10 protein-coding genes are annotated in these 15,830 nt (G+C 71.2%); 3 read left to right on the forward strand and 7 right to left on the reverse strand.

Features of this window, described 5'->3' with window-relative positions:
* Window positions 1–46: 46 nt before the first annotated feature.
* The 5 genes from ACTOWY_RS38725 to ACTOWY_RS38745 form a co-directional block, all read right to left on the reverse strand.
* The gene (locus ACTOWY_RS38725; protein WP_441314565.1) at window positions 47–451 is read right to left on the reverse strand and encodes a nuclear transport factor 2 family protein; all 405 of its coding nucleotides are present in this window, start codon (window positions 449–451) and stop codon (window positions 47–49) included.
* 114 nt (window positions 452–565) lie between these two features.
* The gene (locus ACTOWY_RS38730) at window positions 566–934 is read right to left on the reverse strand and encodes a winged helix-turn-helix transcriptional regulator (RefSeq protein WP_441314566.1); all 369 of its coding nucleotides are present in this window, start codon (window positions 932–934) and stop codon (window positions 566–568) included.
* Between the two features lie 107 nt (window positions 935–1,041).
* Window positions 1,042–2,829: a rhamnogalacturonan lyase gene (locus ACTOWY_RS38735; RefSeq protein WP_441314567.1), complete on the reverse strand. Its 1,788-nt coding sequence runs from the start codon at window positions 2,827–2,829 to the stop codon at window positions 1,042–1,044.
* 430 nt (window positions 2,830–3,259) lie between these two features.
* Window positions 3,260–6,337 carry a glycoside hydrolase family 2 TIM barrel-domain containing protein gene (locus tag ACTOWY_RS38740; RefSeq protein WP_441314568.1) on the reverse strand — a complete coding sequence of 1,026 codons (3,078 nt, stop codon included), beginning with the start codon at window positions 6,335–6,337 and terminating at the stop codon, window positions 3,260–3,262.
* A 263-nt stretch (window positions 6,338–6,600) separates the two neighbouring features.
* Entirely contained in the window at window positions 6,601–8,700 is a 2,100-nt protein-coding gene (locus ACTOWY_RS38745) for an RICIN domain-containing protein (RefSeq protein ID WP_441314569.1), read from the reverse strand.
* A 233-nt stretch (window positions 8,701–8,933) separates the two neighbouring features.
* Here ACTOWY_RS38745 and ACTOWY_RS38750 point away from each other — a divergent pair, with 233 nt between their 5' ends.
* Genes ACTOWY_RS38750 through ACTOWY_RS38760 form a run of 3 tightly spaced genes read left to right on the forward strand, consistent with a single transcriptional unit; the run spans window position 8,934 to window position 11,462 of the window.
* Window positions 8,934–9,317: a hypothetical protein gene (locus tag ACTOWY_RS38750; RefSeq protein ID WP_441314570.1), complete on the forward strand. Its 384-nt coding sequence runs from the start codon at window positions 8,934–8,936 to the stop codon at window positions 9,315–9,317.
* Window positions 9,318–9,372: 55 nt separating this feature from the next.
* Window positions 9,373–9,960 (forward strand): carbonic anhydrase, encoded by a 588-nt coding sequence (locus tag ACTOWY_RS38755; protein ID WP_441314571.1) that lies wholly within the window; start codon window positions 9,373–9,375, stop codon window positions 9,958–9,960.
* 8 nt (window positions 9,961–9,968) lie between these two features.
* On the forward strand, window positions 9,969–11,462 hold the full coding sequence (locus tag ACTOWY_RS38760) for a SulP family inorganic anion transporter (protein ID WP_441314572.1): 1,494 nt from the start codon (window positions 9,969–9,971) through the stop codon (window positions 11,460–11,462).
* Window positions 11,463–11,511: 49 nt separating this feature from the next.
* Here the strand turns inward: ACTOWY_RS38760 and ACTOWY_RS38765 are convergent, their stop codons facing one another.
* Together ACTOWY_RS38765 and ACTOWY_RS38770 are read right to left on the reverse strand one after the other, a co-directional pair.
* Window positions 11,512–12,816 (reverse strand): jacalin-like lectin, encoded by a 1,305-nt coding sequence (locus ACTOWY_RS38765; RefSeq protein WP_441314573.1) that lies wholly within the window; start codon window positions 12,814–12,816, stop codon window positions 11,512–11,514.
* Between the two features lie 14 nt (window positions 12,817–12,830).
* A complete protein-coding gene (locus ACTOWY_RS38770) occupies window positions 12,831–15,809 on the reverse strand; it encodes a glycoside hydrolase family 3 C-terminal domain-containing protein (RefSeq protein WP_441314574.1) in 2,979 nt (992 codons plus the stop codon).
* Between the last annotated feature and the right edge of the window lie 21 nt (window positions 15,810–15,830).

A 15,830-nucleotide genomic window follows, 5' to 3' on the forward strand; every position in this document is an offset into this window, starting at 1 on the left:
CGCACCCAGCCGGGTGTTCGCGGCTGGGTGCGGGAGGGCCTGCGACTCAGCCCGCGCCCCAGAAGGCGTCCTCGCCCGCCGGGTCGGGCGAGAACAGCCACGCCTCGGCGATCCGGTCGCCTTCGATCCGCAGCAGGTCGAGCCCGTGCTGGGACATGGTCGCGCCCGCGCGCTGACCGGTGAAGTGCACGGGCGCGGCGACCACCGACCCGTTGACCATGGGGGCCGCGGTCAGCGAGAGCGCGAAGGTGCCTTCGCTGACGGCCATCATGGCGCCGATCATCTCGCCGACCGCGGCGCTGCCGTGGTGGACGCCGGAGAACTGGTTGCCGCCCGGCTGGTGCCAGACGATGTCCTCGGCGAACATGCCCGCGACGGTGCCGAAGTCCTTGGCGGACAACGCGTCGAAGTACTTGGTGGCAACAGCCAGCGGGCCAGTCGAGTCAGCCATCGGAGATCTCCTTGGGGTGAGTTCCAGGTACCGGCCAATAGTGACTATTCGTAACCAGTAACCTCAACGTAACTAACACCCATATGTGACCGGCGTCACCACAGAAGTGTCCACTCAGGACTGGAGGTCGTAAGCCTCGCGGGCGGTGAGCACCTCGGCGGCGTACTGCTCGGCCCAGCGCCCCAGCGCGTGCAGCGGCTCGTGCAGCGTCTCACCCAGCGTGGTCAGCTCGTACTCGACCCTCGGCGGGATCTCGGCGTAGGCGTGCCTGCTGACCAGCCCGTCACGTTCCAGGTCGCGCAGGGTTTCGGTGAGCACCTTCCCGCTGATGCCCTCGACCGTGCTGCGCAGGTCGCCGAAGCGCATCCGCCGGGTGCCCAGCGCGATCACCACCATGGCCGTCCACTTGTTGGCGATCCGGGCCAGCGAGGTCCGCGAAGGACAGGTCTTGGTCAGCACGTCGAAGGCCGGGTGCTCTGGCATGGGTGGCGGCCATCCTTTGGTCACGATGAGGTAGCTGGTTACCAATCGCGACTATAGCTGGCCGCCCACCACATCCGGCCGCTCTCAGGTCGTGCTGCTGGCGGGGGTCACGGGGTGCTGAAGCTGGCGTGCGGTGGCTGGTTGTAGGCGGTGTTCTGCCAGGCGACGGCCAGGCGGTACTGCCGGTCCTGCATCAGGGACGGACGGCTGATGCCGGTGGCCGCGGTGGTGGCGTGGATGCGCAGTGCGCGGTTGTCGCTGGTGCGCCAGATGACCTCCTCCCGCCAGTCGCCGAGGATGTCGGCCTGCAGCACCGGGGTGGACTTGGTGCCGTTGTTGGAGGACACCCCTGAGCCGGTCAGCAGGCGGGTGTCGCCGCCGGTGCCGTACTTGCTGATCTGGGTGCCGTCGAGCAGTTCGCGCTGGCCGTCGCCGTCCCACCAGATCACGAAGTTCTGCGAGCCCGGCTTGCGCGCGGCGACCTGGTTGCCGTTGGCGGCGCTGCGCAGTCCGCCCACCGCGGCGGACCAGATCTCCGCGCCAGGGCTGCCGGCCCACACATCCGCGGCCACGCCTCGTCCGTTGTCGCAGTCGCACGCGGGGGCGCGGTAGATGACCTGGCCGGTGCGGGCGTCGTGCACGTCCATCGCGGGCTGGTTGCCCGACTCGTGCACGGTGAACACTTCCTGGCCCGGCCTGCCCGGCACCAGGTCGCTGACGTGCAGGGCGTCGCCGTGGCCGAAGCCGGTGCGGTACATCAGGGCGCCGTTGTCGTCGATGGTGGCCGAGCCGTAGATGATCTCGTCGCGGCCGTCGCCGTCCACATCGGACACCGAGAGGTTGTGGTTGCCCTGCCCGTAGGCGCCGCCGCCGCCGCGGCCGGAGTCGTAGGTCCAGCGCCGGGTGAGCTGGCCGTTGCGGAAGTCCCAGGCGGAGACCACCGCGCGGGTGTAGTAGCCGCGCGCCATGATGATGCTCGGCCTGGCACCGTCCACAAAGGCCGTTCCGGCCAGGAACCGGTCGGCCCGGTTGCCGTAGTTGTCGCCCCAGTCGGCGAGGTTGCCGCGCGGTGGGACGTAGTTCTCGGTGTCCAGGATCGCGCCGTCGGCGCCGCGGAAGACGGTCAGGAACTCGGGTCCGGCCAGTACGTAGCCGGTGGAGTTGCGGTGGTCGGCGCCGGCGTTGCCGATCACCTGACCGGTACCCGAACGCGAGCCGTCAGCGGTCTTCATGACCACCTCAGCACGCCCGTCGCCGTCGTAGTCGAAGACCTGGAACTGGGTGTAGTGCGCGCCGGAGCGGATGTTGCGCCCCAGGTCGATCCGCCACAGCCGGGTGCCGTCCAGCTTGTAGGCGTCCAGGATCGTGTTGCCGGTGTGGCCTGCGTGCGCGTTGTCCTTGGCGTTGGTGGGGTTCCACTTCAGCACGATCTCGTACTGTCCGTCGCCGTCGAGGTCGCCGACGCTGGCGTCGTTGGCCTCGTAGGTGTACGCGCCCGAGGAGGTGGAGCCGCCGGGCGGGATCTGCAGCGGCACGTCCCGTGTGCTGGCGGTGACCCCGAGTTCGCCTTCGGTGTGCGCGGCCATCCGTAGCGGCGGCGTGGCGGGGCCGGTGCGCGCCGCCTCCACGCCATCGAGCACCGGGCGCACCTCGTAGACCGCCTCGGCCGGAGCCCCGGTGTCCTGGAAGTTGGTGAGAGAGACGGGTTTCGCGGTCACCTTCACGCTGTCGCGGTAGACGTTGAACGCCGTGCCCGGCGGGTCCTGCGCCACCTGGCGCCAGCTGAGGAAGTTGCCCTTACCGGTGTGCACGCTGATCAGGCCGCGGTCCAGCCGCTCCGCCTGCGCGGCGGCGGGTGCGGCGGCCGTGGCCGGGTACCCCGCGGCGGTGGCCACCAGGGCCGAGGATGTCGTGATGAGCAGTGCACGTATCACCGTTGACCTGTGCATGGCGGGGTCCGTTCGTCGAAGTGGCCGGTGCTGGGTTCCTGGTGTGGTCTGAATAGCTTGGGTAAGCGCTTTCCGCTTCGTAGGAGAGGAAGTGCGGCGCCGAGGAGTCCGGCAGCGTGTCCGAGACCAGCCGCGCCCGCGGTTGCACCCGCACCGACCGCCGCCCGGCCGAGCCCCGGACTGGCCAGGCTCGCCGTGACCAGCAGGGCCAGTGTGGCTGCGGTGCCGCGCATGGTGGTGCCACCCTTCGCTTCGGCGGCGGAACTGGGGACAGGGTGCCGGATCGCGAGCCGGATTGTCCAGGGACAGCTGTTGTGCCCCAACGGTTTTGTCGAATCGACGGCGAATTCGACGATGGATTCGACACGTCAGTGGGTCAGCGTCCGGCGGTGAGTTCCGCGATCCGCAGGAAGCCGTGCGCGGTGCCCGGCGCGCGACTGGTGAGGTCCAGCCGGATGCGGCTGGTGCGCACCGGGCCGAACGTGATCCTGGTCGGCTGGCCGGACCCGGTCGCCCAGCTGATCTTCGCATCGCGCACCGGGACGAACGCTCGTCCGTCCCAATAGGACACCGCGATGCTCGCGGGCAGGGCGTGCGCGACGTCGGTGGTGAACGAGGCCGCCACCGAGCCGACCGGCCCGGAGTCCAGTCCGGACACCGACACCCAGGCCACCGGGTGCGCCCGGCTCACCTCGGGCAGCAGGGCGGTGGCGCGCTTGCGGTAGTGGTTCGACCAGGCGGTGGCCGGGTCGCCGTCGAGCATCGCGGCCGGCACCGTGTCCACCGCGCCCGAGTAGCTCGCGTCCGCCGCCACGACCGGAGCCTGCGGTGGCGCGGTTGAGGGTTCGGGTTCGGCGACTCCTGGGCGGCCGCCGGTGGCCGGGACGATCGCGATCCCGGTCCGCAGGCCCGGCGCGCTCGCGGTGACGGCCACGCCCGGTGTGCCGCGGCCGGACCGGACGATGGCCAGTGCCTTGCCGTTGAACGCGGTCCGTGAGTTCGCCTGGTAGTTCTCCGCGCTCTCCTGACGCCCGTTGTCCAGCCCGGCCAGGCTGCCGCCGTTGACCCGGAAGGAGATCAGGTTGTCCGCCCCTGGCACCAGGACCCCGGCCTTGTCGACGACCTCGGCGGTGACGAAGGTGTGTGCTGTGCCGTCGGCCTTGGTGCTCGCGCGGTCCGGGGTCAGCTTGATCGCGTGTGGTGTGCCCGCGGTGCGAAGCTCGTCCCTGGCGACCTCGGTGCCGGCACGCTTGGCCACCGCGACCAGGCGTCCGGGCTGGAACGGCACCGACCAGCTGAGGTGCAGCTTGCCCGCGCTGCCGTTGGGACTGGTGTAACTGCCGGGGAACCGGCCGGTGGTGACGGTCTTGTCATCTCCGGTGGCCTCGGTGGTCTCCAGGTAGAGGGTGCCGCCGGTGGTGGTCTTGGTGTCGAACCCGCGCTCCCCCAACGATGTGCCGTTGAGGAACAGTTCGACGGTCTCGGCGTTGCTGTAGGCCCACACCGACACTGGATCGCCGGGTTTGTGGTCGGTCCAGTTCATCGGCAGCAGGTGCACCATCGGTTCGGTGCTCCACTGGCTGCGGAACAGGTGGTAGAAGTCCTTGGCGAACCCGGCGGTGTCCACCGCGCCGAAGAACGAGGCCTTCACCGGGAACACGTCATAGGGCGTCGGTTCACCGAGGTAGTCGATGCCGGTCCACAGGAACTGTCCGGCGAACCACTTGCGGTCCCGGTCCTTTTTCAGCCCGTACTCACCGCTGTAGGTCCAGGTCTCCAGGTTGTTGTCGTAGGAGGAGGTGTTGCGCTTGCCGGGGGTGAAGTTCTCGCCGGTGTTGAGCTGGCCGGGATCCTGGTAATGGCCGCGGGTGGAGGTGGAGGAGGAGGACTCGCTCTCGAAGAAGAACTTGGTGGGATAGCGGGCGTGCAGCGCGTCGACCGAGGCCGCCGTGTTGTAGTTCAGGCCCATCCCGTCAAGCAGCTTCAGGATCTCCTCCTGCGGCGACCCGGCCGCGGGCAGCCCGCGGTACTTGTCCGAACCCATCACGATCGGCCGGGTGGCATCCACCGCCCGCACCTCCGCGATGAGCCGCCTGGCGATCGGCACGCCGATGGCGGCGGTGGAATCGGGGATCTCGTTGCCGATGGACCACATCACCACCGATGGGGAGTTCTTGGCCGCGTGCACCATCTCCCGGATGTCGGCGCTGCTGTGCGCGTCGAAGAACCGGCCGTAGTCGAACTGGGTCTTCGGGGTGCGCCAGGTGTCAAAGGCCTCGATCTGCAACAGCAAGCCCAGTTCCTCACATGCCTTGGTGAACTCCGGCGCCGGCGGGTTGTGCGAGGTGCGCACGGCGTTGACGCCCATGCTCTTCATGATCTGCAACTGCCGGCGGATCGCGTCCTTGCTGGTCGCGGAGCCCAGAGCGCCCAGGTCGTGGTGCAGGTTGACGCCCTTGAGCTTGGTCTCCTTGCCGTTGAGCGAGAAGCCGTTGTCCGGGTGGAAGGCGAAGTACCGGACACCCGTGCGAATACTTACCCGGTCGACTACCTTGCCGGCCACCGAGACCTCGGTGTCCACTGTGTACAGATGTGGCCGCTCGGCCGACCACAGCACCGGGTGCTCGATCCGCACATCGGTGCTCGCGGTGCGCGGCTGCGGGCCGAGGTCGGCACGTGCGCTCCCCCGGCCCGCCACCTTGCCGTTCGCGTCCTTGACCGTGGCGGTGATCTCGGCCTGGACCGGAGCGTTCGCGCTCACGGCGGTGGTCGCCACCCGCATCGTGGCGAAGCCGGAGCCGATGGTGTCCGCCAGGCCGGGGGTGGTCACGGTCACGCCGTGGCGAGTGACGTGGACGGGGTCGGTGACGAGGAGCCGGACGTCGCGGTAGATGCCGCTGCCGGAGTACCAGCGGCTGCTCGGGATCTGGTTGCGGGCCCGGACGCTGAGCACGTCCGGGGTGCCGTTGGTGTGGGCGTGCGGGGTGAGGTCGAAGGCGAAGCCGGTGTAGCCGTAGGGGTGGCGGCCGATCAGCTTGCCGTTGAGGTAGACCTCGGCGTCCATGTAGACACCGTCGAACTCGATCGCCACCTTCTTGCCTGCCGCTGACGGTGGCAGGGTGAAGGTCTTGCGGTACCAGCCCAGTCCGCCGGGCAGGAACGCGGTGCCCGCGGTGGTGTGCGCGCCCCGCACCGGGTCGAGCCCGATGCTCCAGTCGTGCGGCAACCGCACATCAGTCCACAATGGACTACCCGGGTCCGGCTGGGGAGCCTGCTCGCCGGTGGTGTTGACCAGGGCGAAGCGCCAGCCCTCGGTGAAGTCCACCGTCCGGCCGGCGGGCCGGACCTGTTCACCCGGCTCGGCTTGCGCCGCCGTGGGCACGCCGCACACTCCCGCGGCGACCACACAGCCGAGGAAGAAGGGCCACCATCGTCTGGTCCGTCGCAACGACATCGCACCGTCCCGTGAGTCGAAGGAGAATCCATGTTGCCGGAGCGGAACCGAGGACCTGGCACGGTGGCTCTCCGGCGGCCCGAGGTGGCTCTCGGCCAGTATGGGCACCGGTGTTGCCAGGTCAAGCATTCCGCGCCAGGAAAGGGAATTCGACGCGGAATTCGACAGTTCATTCGATTCCCTTGCGGCCGCCCCGGCGCCCCGGAAGCCAACCCGACGCGGTCCGGTCCGTCAGTCCACTGTGGACCTGGACACCGAGCGGGTCAGCTGACCCGCGTCGCCGCCCAGCGCTGGTTGTCCCTGGAGGTCGGCTGGTACAGGCCGATCCGCGCGCCCTCGGCCTGGGACTCGCCGGTCACGTCGAGCACCGCGCCGGTGCCCGCGTTGACGAAGGTCCAGCTGCCGTCGCCGGTGGAGGAGGGGATCCACCGGGCCTCCGGGCCCTCGGCCGCGCCGGGGCGCAGCACCACCGCGCTCCCGGCCGCGGCCAGCCGCTGCCCGGTGGCGGCGTTGACCACCGCGAACTGGGCCCGGTTGCCGTAGCCGCCGGACTCGCGCTCCAGCCGCCACACCTGGTCCGCGGCGGCCGGGTCGGTGGTGCGCTGCACCAGGTCGGCGCCAGCGGGCGCGAGCGACTTGCCGCTGTGCGCGCCGGTCAGCCGGTGCGCGCCGCCCAGCGCGGCCTCGCCGCGCACCCCGCTCACCCCGCGCACCTGGAAGGTGGTGACCGAGCGGGCGGGCACGGTCAGTGTGGCCTTGCCGCCGCGCACCTGGAAGGTGGTGACCGAGCGGGCGGGCACGGTCAGTGTGGCCTTGCCGCCGCGCACCTGGAAGGTGGTGACCGAGCGGGCGGGCACGGTCAGTGTGGCCTTGCCGCCGCGCACCCGCACCGCGACGCCCTCGGCCAGCGCGCCGTGCGCGTCGGTGACCACCGGCCGTACGCTGGCGTATGGCGACACCGAGGCGAACCGGGACAGGTCGAGGTGCACCGTCCGCGGCTGGTCGGTCTTGTTCAGGTGCACCACGGAGGTCAGCTCCGCGCCGGGTCCGCGCACCGCGGCCACGTCGGTGGTGGTGTCCACCGCGACCAGCCGGTCGCCGGGCCTGATGTGGTGGGTGAAGTTGCGCAGGGTGTGGAACTTGGTGTTCACCCTGGGCGCGCAGGTGGCGAGGGTGTCCTTGGGCCCGCAGTTGAACGGGATCTGGACCACGCCCCAGTTCATCCCGGCCGGCGACTCACCGCCGGGCTTCATGTTGTCGTAGTCCTCGATCGCCTGCCACAGCTGCCAGCTGCGCGGCTCCAGCTCGCGCAGGTCGTCGATCACCCGCTCGGCGATGCCCAGGCCGGGGTCCATGCTGGTGAAGCTCTGCCCCGATCCCCAGGAGCCGTCCACCTCGCTCATCCACAGCGGCTTGTCCGCGCCCTTGGCGATGTCCCTCGCCGAGGTGCGGCGGCCGGTGCCGTAGGTGTGCACGTTCAGCTGCCCGACCTTGGCGCGCACCTCGGCCGGGTAGCCCGCCCAGTTCTCGGCGAAGATGCCGGGATTGGTCTCATCCGGCGCCGAGACGGCCGCCCGCAGCGATGTCGCCCGCAGTGCGGCGGCCACCGGCGGGATGACCTTGGCCTGCAAGGCCGGGCTCAGGTGCGCGCCCTCCTGGCGACCGCCGGTCGGGTTTCCGTTGGGGCCCAGGGTGGTGCGCCAGTACGGGGTGTTGGGCTCGTTGAACGGGTCCAGGGTGCCGAACCGGATGCCGTGCGCGCGTTCCAGCTCGACCATCGCCTGGGTCAGGTAGGCGGCGAAGTCCTCGACCCGGTCCGCACGCAGCTGGTCGGCCGAGGGGTCGAAGCCGCCGGAGACGTAGCCGCTGACCGTCTGGAACCAGGGCGGGGAGTTGCTGAATGCCTCCCAGTGGGTGACCTTCGACTTGATCCGGTCCACCCACCAGCGCTGCCGGGGGTCGGCCGAGGCGTCGAACAGGCACGGGTCGCCCGGCCGCCACCAGTCGGTGTCCTTGCGGGTGGTGCCCTCGGGGGCCCGCCACCAGCCGGGCACGGCCGCGCCGGGGCGGAGATAGGGCGGCACGTCGGGGGCGTTGCCGCCGCCGATGTTGTAGCGCGCCATGTTCAGCCGCAGCCCCTGCTCGCCGAAGAGCAGCTCGGCCAGCCGGTCGCGGATCTCCGCCGGGTAGCCGCCGGTGGCGTTGGCGAACCAGATCAGGCTGGTGCCCCAGCCCTGGAACGGCTGCTGCTGGTAGGTCGGATCGGGCCGGACGGTGGTCGAGGGCGCCGCCGCCGCGGCCGGTGTCACCACGGCCGCGAAGGCCAGTGCCGACACAGCAAGGACACGGATCAGCCTGGTCATCAGGCCCCGTCGGCAGGTGATGTTCACGTTAACATCTAGCCCTCCCCCGGCCACCCCCGTCAAGAGGGGTTGGTAGCACACCCGGTATACTGGGACGATTGACGCACCATTCGATGAGCATCGACGCGCGTCGCAGAATGCGGAAATTCTTCGTAAATTCACGGTACTGCACTCGACTTTTCCGAATCGCCGCCGGACAGTATGATCAAGGACGAGTCCGAGAGGGGAGGACAGTGCGCGCGGTCTTGCTCGCGATTGTGCTGAGCCTGCTGGGTGTGCTCACCCCGGCGTGCCAACCCCTCGTCGAGAACACCGCCGTGCTGCCATTGTCCGGCCCGCACAGCCCCGAGCCGTCGAAGGACAGTCACAAGCCGGCCAAAGAAGGCCACAAGCCGGCCAAGGAAAGCCCGAAAGAGGAATTCCCGCGCAAAGCCGCCAGGGAGGCACCCGCCCGCCTGGCCACCCGCCAGCCGCGCCCGGCCGCTGAACTCCTTGTCGCACAACAACCTGCGCCCGGCATCCGGCCGGATCCGCACCACCAGCCGCACCGCGTGCGACCGGCCGAGCACCTGCGCGAACTGACCACACCTCCGGCATTGCAAGTGTTCCGGAACTGATCAGCACGGATGTCGCTGAACAGCTGAACACACACAATGCACAGTGAGGGATCCCATGGATATCCGTCGCCTGATCGAACGCGCCCGCGAACACCCCTTCCGGCGTCCGAAGAACGCGGGTCGCAGCCTCGCGGCTGGTCAGCAGCCCACCGCCTTGTTCATCACCTGCGCGGACTCGCGCATCGTCCCCTCGGCCATCACCGGAGCCGAAGCGGGCAGCCTGTTCGAGTTGCGCACCGCGGGCAACGTCATTCCCGAATATCGCCAGGAAGCCCCCTCCAGCGAGATGGCCACCATCGAGTTCGCGGTGGTCGGGCTCCGGGTGCCCGAGGTGATCGTGTGCGGGCACTCGCACTGCGGCGCGGTCAGCGCGCTGCACGGCGCCGCGATCGACCACCTGCCCACCATGCGTGGCTGGCTCGCCCGGCACCACCGCCTGCCCGACGCGGTCACCGCGGCGGACCCGGCGCTGCGCGCGGAGGGACAGCGGCACCTGCTCGCGCAGCTGCGCACGCTGGCGGCCTACCCGTTCGTCCGCGAGCGGGTCGAGGCCGGTGAGCTGCGGGTGCACGGCTGGTTCTACGACATCGAGACCGGCGCCGTGCTGACCCCGGCCGCGGCCTCGACCTTCCAGCCGCTGTGAGGCCGGCCGTGACCAGGACGATCGAACCCATCGAGCAGCGCACTCCCCCGCTACGCCGCCCCGGCTGGCGGCAGACCTTCGGCCAGGACCTCGGCGCCTCGCTGGTGGTGTTCCTGGTGGCCCTGCCGCTGTGCGTGGGCGTGGCGGTGGCCTCCGGCGTGCCCGCCGAGCTGGGCATCGTGACCGGCATCGTCGGCGGCCTCGTGGTCGGCCTGCTGCCCGGCAGCTCCTTGCAGGTCAGCGGCCCGGCGGCCGGGCTCACCGTGCTGGTGGCCGACGCGGTGGCCACGCACGGCCTCGGCGCGCTCGGCCTGATCGTGCTCGGCGCCGGGCTGGTGCAGGTGCTGCTCGGCGCGCTGCGCTGCGGCACCTGGTTCCGCGCCATCTCCCCCGCCGTCGTGCAGGGCATGCTGGCCGGCATCGGGCTGGTGCTGATCCTCGGCCAGCTCTACCCGTTAGCCGGCGCCGCCCAGCCGGTGAGCACCTGGGCCAAGGCGGCCGGGCTGCCGGGGCTGGTGGAGTCGGCCCTGACCACCCCGGCCGGGCTGAGCGCGCTGGCGGTAGGCGTGCTCACTGTCGTGGTGATGACGCTGTGGCAGCGCGCCCCGCGGCGGCTGCGCATCGTGCCGGGGGTGCTGGTCGGCGTGGTCACCGCGGCCGCCGTCGCGCTGGCCGCCGGGCTGGACGTGCGGCGCATCCAGGTGGGCAACCTGCTGGAGCAGGTGCAGCTGCCGAACTTCTCGCTGCTGGGCGCCGGAGTGCTGGGCTCGGCACTGGTGTTCGCGCTGGTGTCCTCGGCGGAGAGCCTGTTCAGCGCCGCCGCGGTGGACCGCATGCACAGCGGCCCGCGCACCCGGTACAACCAGGAGCTGGTCGCGCAGGGCGTGGGCAACACGGTGTGCGGCCTGCTGGGCGCGCTGCCGATGACCGCGGTGATCGTGCGCAGCGCGGCCAATGTCAACGCCGGGGCCCGCACCAAGGCATCCCGGGTGCTGCACGGGGTGTGGCTGCTGCTGTTCGCGGCGCTGCTGCCGGGTCTGCTGACCTACCTGCCGGCCGCGGTGCTCGCGGCGCTACTGGTGCATGCGGGCTGGAAGCTGCTGGGCCTGCGCGCGGTGGCGGAGATGCTGCGCGCCGACCGGGCCGAGGGCGCGATCCTGGTGCTCACCGCCGGGTTGATCGTGAGCACCGACCTGCTCACCGGCACCCTGGCCGGGCTGCTGGCCGCGGTGCTGAAGACCGCGTGGGACGTCTCGCACCTGTCGGTGACGGTCACCCCGCAGGGTCCGGAGGACGAGGTGGTCGTGTTGCGCGGCAACGCGACCTTCCTGCGGCTGCCCCGGCTGCTCGCGGTGCTGGAGGGCCTGCCGCTGACCAAGCACGTGCGGCTGGACCTCACCGGCCTGCGGCACCTCGACCAGGCCTGCGGCCAGGCCATCGACCACTGGGTGGCCCGGCACCGCGAGGCGGGGCTGGACGTACACGTGGTCAGGGCGGAGTGAGCCCAGCGCCTGGGCCCGGTCACCGCGACCGGGCCCAGGCGACCCCCGGTCACCCAGGCAGGTAGATCACGCCCAGCTGGTCGACCTCCCCACCGGCCCGGCCGGTGAACCCGGCGATGCGCCAGCCCGGCGGCGCGGTGCACGTCACCGCGTCGCCGGTCGGCCGTCCGGCGCTGACCGTCCGCCCCCGGTCGGTGGCCAGCTGCGCGGAGAAGACCCTGGTGCGGCCGGAGTGCTGGCCCTTGGTCAGGGTCAGCCGGACCAGGCGCTCACCGGGGTCCAGGGTCAGCGTGCCCGCGCTGCCGCCGGAACCGCCGTGCCGCAGGGTGCTGCCGTCCGCGCGGGTCAGCTCCACCGCGTCCAGGCGTTCGGCGCCGCGCAGCACCACCGAGCGTTCGGCCAGCGGGCCGCTGACCCGGTCCAGGTCGGTGAACGGCGTGCCGTGCGGGCCGCCGAAGTGGTCGCTGAGCCGGATGCCCTCGGCCAGGGTGAACTCGAACCTGGTCAGGTGCGGGTAGTGGTCGGAGAGCGGTTTTCCCTTGGCGTCCAAGAACTTGGCGTGCTCGTTGTGGTACGAGCGCGCGGTGAGCCGGAGCAGCCGGTTGCCCCGGTAGAAGATCTTGTCCACCACCTCGCAGTCGTCGGTGACCGCGGCCGGGTCGCACACCAGCGCCGGTGCGCCCGCGGCCGGTGGCTGCCCGCCGCGGACCAGCTCGACCCAGGGATCGGTCAGGCCCGCGCCCGCGACCAGCTCGCGGATGTTGTCGCCCGCGCGGGTGTAGCGGGTGTTGGTGTCGCCGGTGACCAGCACCGCGTTGCCCGCCGAGTGGGCCGCGATGAACCGGGTCAGCTGGGTGATGTTCGCCCGGCGGGCGGCCAGGTCGGCCTCGGTGCCGCCCGCGTTGGCGTGCAGGTTGTAGTGGTCCAGGTGCACACCCTCGGCCACCCGCAGCCGGGAGACGGTGAAACCCTTGGGAGTCAAGCAGTCCGTGCCGTTGCAGGCGGCCCACTTGACCCTGGTGAAGTCCTGCACCGGGAACGCGGACAACGTGTTGAGCCCGTCCCCGAGCCCGGCCCCGCCGCTGGTGGCCGTGCGGTGCGGGTGGTTGTCCCCGGCGTAGAGGGCGGCGTGGTAGTTGAAGTCCTCCTGCACGGCCACCAGGTCATAGGGCGCCAGCCGGGGGCTGATCAGCGGGGTGTTGACCGCCGGGTTGCCCGAGGAGAGGCCCTCGGGCAGTCCGGCGATGTTGTAGGTGAGCACCGAGAAACCGCCGCCCGCGGCTGCGGCGGGGGTGGTGGGCAGGGTGAGGGAGAGGGCCAGTGCCAGCCCCGCCGCGGTGAGCCTCGTTCGCATGGCCGGACCCCTTGTCAGCGCAGGGAAAGGGAGCTGATCCGCAGGTCGCCGCCGAAGACCAGGTAGACGTCCCGGCGGCCGTGCGCGCCGGTCAGCGGCGCGGTGATGGTGGTGTAGCGGTAGACGTCCCCGGTGCTGGGCACGGTGGCGGTGCCGATCACCGGACCGCGCACCGGGTCGTCCAGTCGCAGCTGCACGGTGGTCTCCCCGGGCGCCGCCCTGGCCACCGCGGCGGTGAGGGTGCCCGCGTTGAGCCGCACGTCGCTGAACTTGATCCAGTCGCCCGCGGTGGCGCCGACCGCGTCGCCGCGGGCCTTGCTCTCATCGACCAGGTCCACGCCCCGGTAGTCGTCGAAGTCGACGGCGCGGGCCGGGCCGGTCAGCTCGCGCGGCGGGATGGTCTCCCCGCGCACGTGCAGCGTGCCGCGCTGCCGGATGTCGGTGGCGGAGCGCCCGACCATGATGTCCCGCGGGCCGGTCTCCACCACCCAGCGGTTGCGGGTGACGTCCCAGTGCGCGAGGTCGGCGGCACGCAGGGTCAGCCGCGCAGTCTTGGTCTCACCGGGGTTCAGGCGCACCCGGTCGAACCCGCGCAGCTGCCGCAGCGGCTGCTTGTCCCGGGAGGCACGCTGGTGGGTGTAGAGCTGCACGACCTCCTCCCCCGCCCGCGCACCGGTGTTGGTGACCTCCACGCTCACCGTCACCTCGCCGTCCGCGGCCACCACCGGCCTGCTCAGCCGCAGGTTCCGGTAGGCGAACTCGGTGTAGGACAGGCCGTGGCCGAAGGGATAGAGCGGGTCACCGCGGAAGTACTGGTAGGTGCGGTCGTTCTTGATGATGTCGTAGTCCAGCAGGCTGGGCAGGTCGTGCTCGGAGCGGTACCAGGTCTGGGTGAGCCGCCCGGTCGGGTTGTGCGCGCCGAAGAGCACGTCGGCCAGCGCGTGGCCGGTCTCCGCGCCCGCGTGCGAGGTCCACAGCACCGAGGGCACGTGCTGCTGGATCCAGTTGATCGTGGTCGGGTAGCTGTTCTCCAGCACCACGATGGTGTTCGGGTTGGCCGCGCGCACCGCCTCGACCAGTTTCTGTTGTGCCGCGGCGAGGTTGAGGTCCGCGCGGTCGTCGTCCTCGCGGCCGCTGATGAACGGCATGCTGCCCACCACGACCACCGCCGCGTCCGCGCCGCGCACCGCCCGCACCGCCTGCTCGACCCCGCTGCGGACGGTCTCCCTGGTGAAGACGGTCGCCGCGGCCGGGGTCGCCGCGCTCACTGTGAGCTTGCCGTCCGCGCCTGCCACCACGAACTTCTTGTCACCGAACCAGCCATCGTCGGTCTCGTTGCCCGCGTACTCCAGCACGTGGCCGCCGCCGTGCGGGGTGAGCTTGAACTGCTGCTGGACGAACCAGCCGTTGGGCTGCTCGGCGTTGCTGACCAGGGTCGCGCCGGAACCGTAGGAGACGTAACGGTTGTTGGCCGCCGCGCGCAGCGCGAGCACGCCCTCGCCCCAGTCGAAGGAGTCGAAGTGCTGCCCAGCGCCCGCGCCGGTCACGGTCAGCGCGGACCCGTCGGCCGGGGCGGTGACGTAGCGGCCGTCCGCGGTGCGCAACGCGATCCGGTCCACCCCCTCGTCGAAGGCGACCGAGCCGCCCGCGCCGAGCCGCTCGGCGATGCCCTGGCGCGGGGTGACCCGATAAGGCAGGGAGCCGGAGTACCAGTCGGTGTAGAGGGTGTCGGCCAGCGGCCCGACCACCGCGACCTTCTTGGCCCGGGCGGGATCCAGCGGCAGCGTGCCGCGCTCGTTCTTCAGCAGCACCATGGCCTCGGCGGCGGCCTTGCGGTTGAGCCGCTGGTGTTCCGGGCTGTTCACCACGTCCTTGGTGAGGTGCCCGTACGGCCCGCCGCCCGGGTCGAACTCGCCGAGCCGGAACCGCACGCTCAGCATCCGCCGCACCGCGGTGTCCACATCGGACTCCGCGATCAGCCCTCGTGACAGCGCGGTGGTCACCGCGTTGACCGTCTTGCTGGAGTCGGTGTCGTCGACGGTGAAACTCTCCACCCCGGCCTTGAGCGTGGCCGCGTCGGCCTCGGCCCGGTCGGCGTAGTAGCGCTGTGACTGCACCAGGTTGTTCGGTCCCGCGGCGTCGGTGACGTTGAACAGCTCCCGCTTGGTCCAGGAGCGGATCACCTCGTTGGCGTCGGCGTGCGCGGTGGCCGGGCGGCCGTTGATGAGGTTGTAGGCCATCATCACGCCGGTGGCCGCGTCCGCGGCGATCGCGGCCCGGAACGCGGCCTCCTCGTACTCCTTCTTCACCCTCGGCGGCAGGTTCGAGGAGGTGGTGGTGCGCCGGATCTCGTTGTTGTTGGCCAGGTAGTGCTTGAGCACCGGGGCCGCGCGCAGCCGGTCCGGGTCCGGGCCCTGCACGCCCTTGCCGTACGCGGTGGAGAGCACACCGGTGAGGTGCGCGTCCTCGGAGTAGCCCTCCTCGTTGCGGCCCCAGCGCGGATCACGCAGCAGGTTGACCACCGGCGCCCACAGCTGGAGTCCCCACACGTCAGGGTTGTCCGCGTGGTAGCCGCGGGCCTCGGTGCCCACCGCCGCGCCCACCTGACGGAGCAGCTCCGGGTTCCACGTGCTGGCCAGCCCGATCGCCTGCGGGAACACGGTTCCGGCCGCGGTGACCACGCTGCCGCCGGTGGACCTGTCGGTGGACCAGCCGATGCCGTGCAGGGCCTCGGTGCCGGTCTTGAACGAGCGCACGCCCAGCCGCGGGATGGCCGGCTGGTACTGGTGCAGCAGGGAGATCTTCTCCGGCAGGGTCAGCCGCCGGAGCAGATCCTCGACCCTGGACGGCAAGGGCAGCCGGGGATCGCGGAACCGGTGGTCCGGCTCGGCCTGGGCGGCGGGGGCGAGCACACTGGCGCAGGCCAGCACCGCGAGCAGCGCGGCGAGTCCGCGGCCGGTGCGGCGTCTCCTCGTTCGGAACAGGGCAGCCACGCTGGTTCTCCTTGCTCTGGC

It is taken from the genome of Crossiella sp. CA198 (assembly GCF_052078295.1).
Lineage (GTDB): Bacteria > Actinomycetota > Actinomycetes > Mycobacteriales > Pseudonocardiaceae > Crossiella.

Bases quoted from the DNA above. Each gene is read 5' to 3' on its own strand.
- ACTOWY_RS38725 (WP_441314565.1), bottom strand. From the start codon at position 451: ATGGCTGACTCGACTGGCCCGCTGGCTGTTGCCACCAAGTACTTCGAC.
- ACTOWY_RS38730 (WP_441314566.1), bottom strand. From the start codon at position 934: ATGCCAGAGCACCCGGCCTTCGACGTGCTGACCAAGACCTGTCCTTCG.
- ACTOWY_RS38740 (WP_441314568.1), bottom strand. From the start codon at position 6,337: ATGTCGTTGCGACGGACCAGACGATGGTGGCCCTTCTTCCTCGGCTGT.
- ACTOWY_RS38745 (WP_441314569.1), bottom strand. From the start codon at position 8,700: ATGACCAGGCTGATCCGTGTCCTTGCTGTGTCGGCACTGGCCTTCGCG.
- ACTOWY_RS38755 (WP_441314571.1), top strand. From the start codon at position 9,373: ATGGATATCCGTCGCCTGATCGAACGCGCCCGCGAACACCCCTTCCGG.
- ACTOWY_RS38765 (WP_441314573.1), bottom strand. From the start codon at position 12,816: ATGCGAACGAGGCTCACCGCGGCGGGGCTGGCACTGGCCCTCTCCCTC.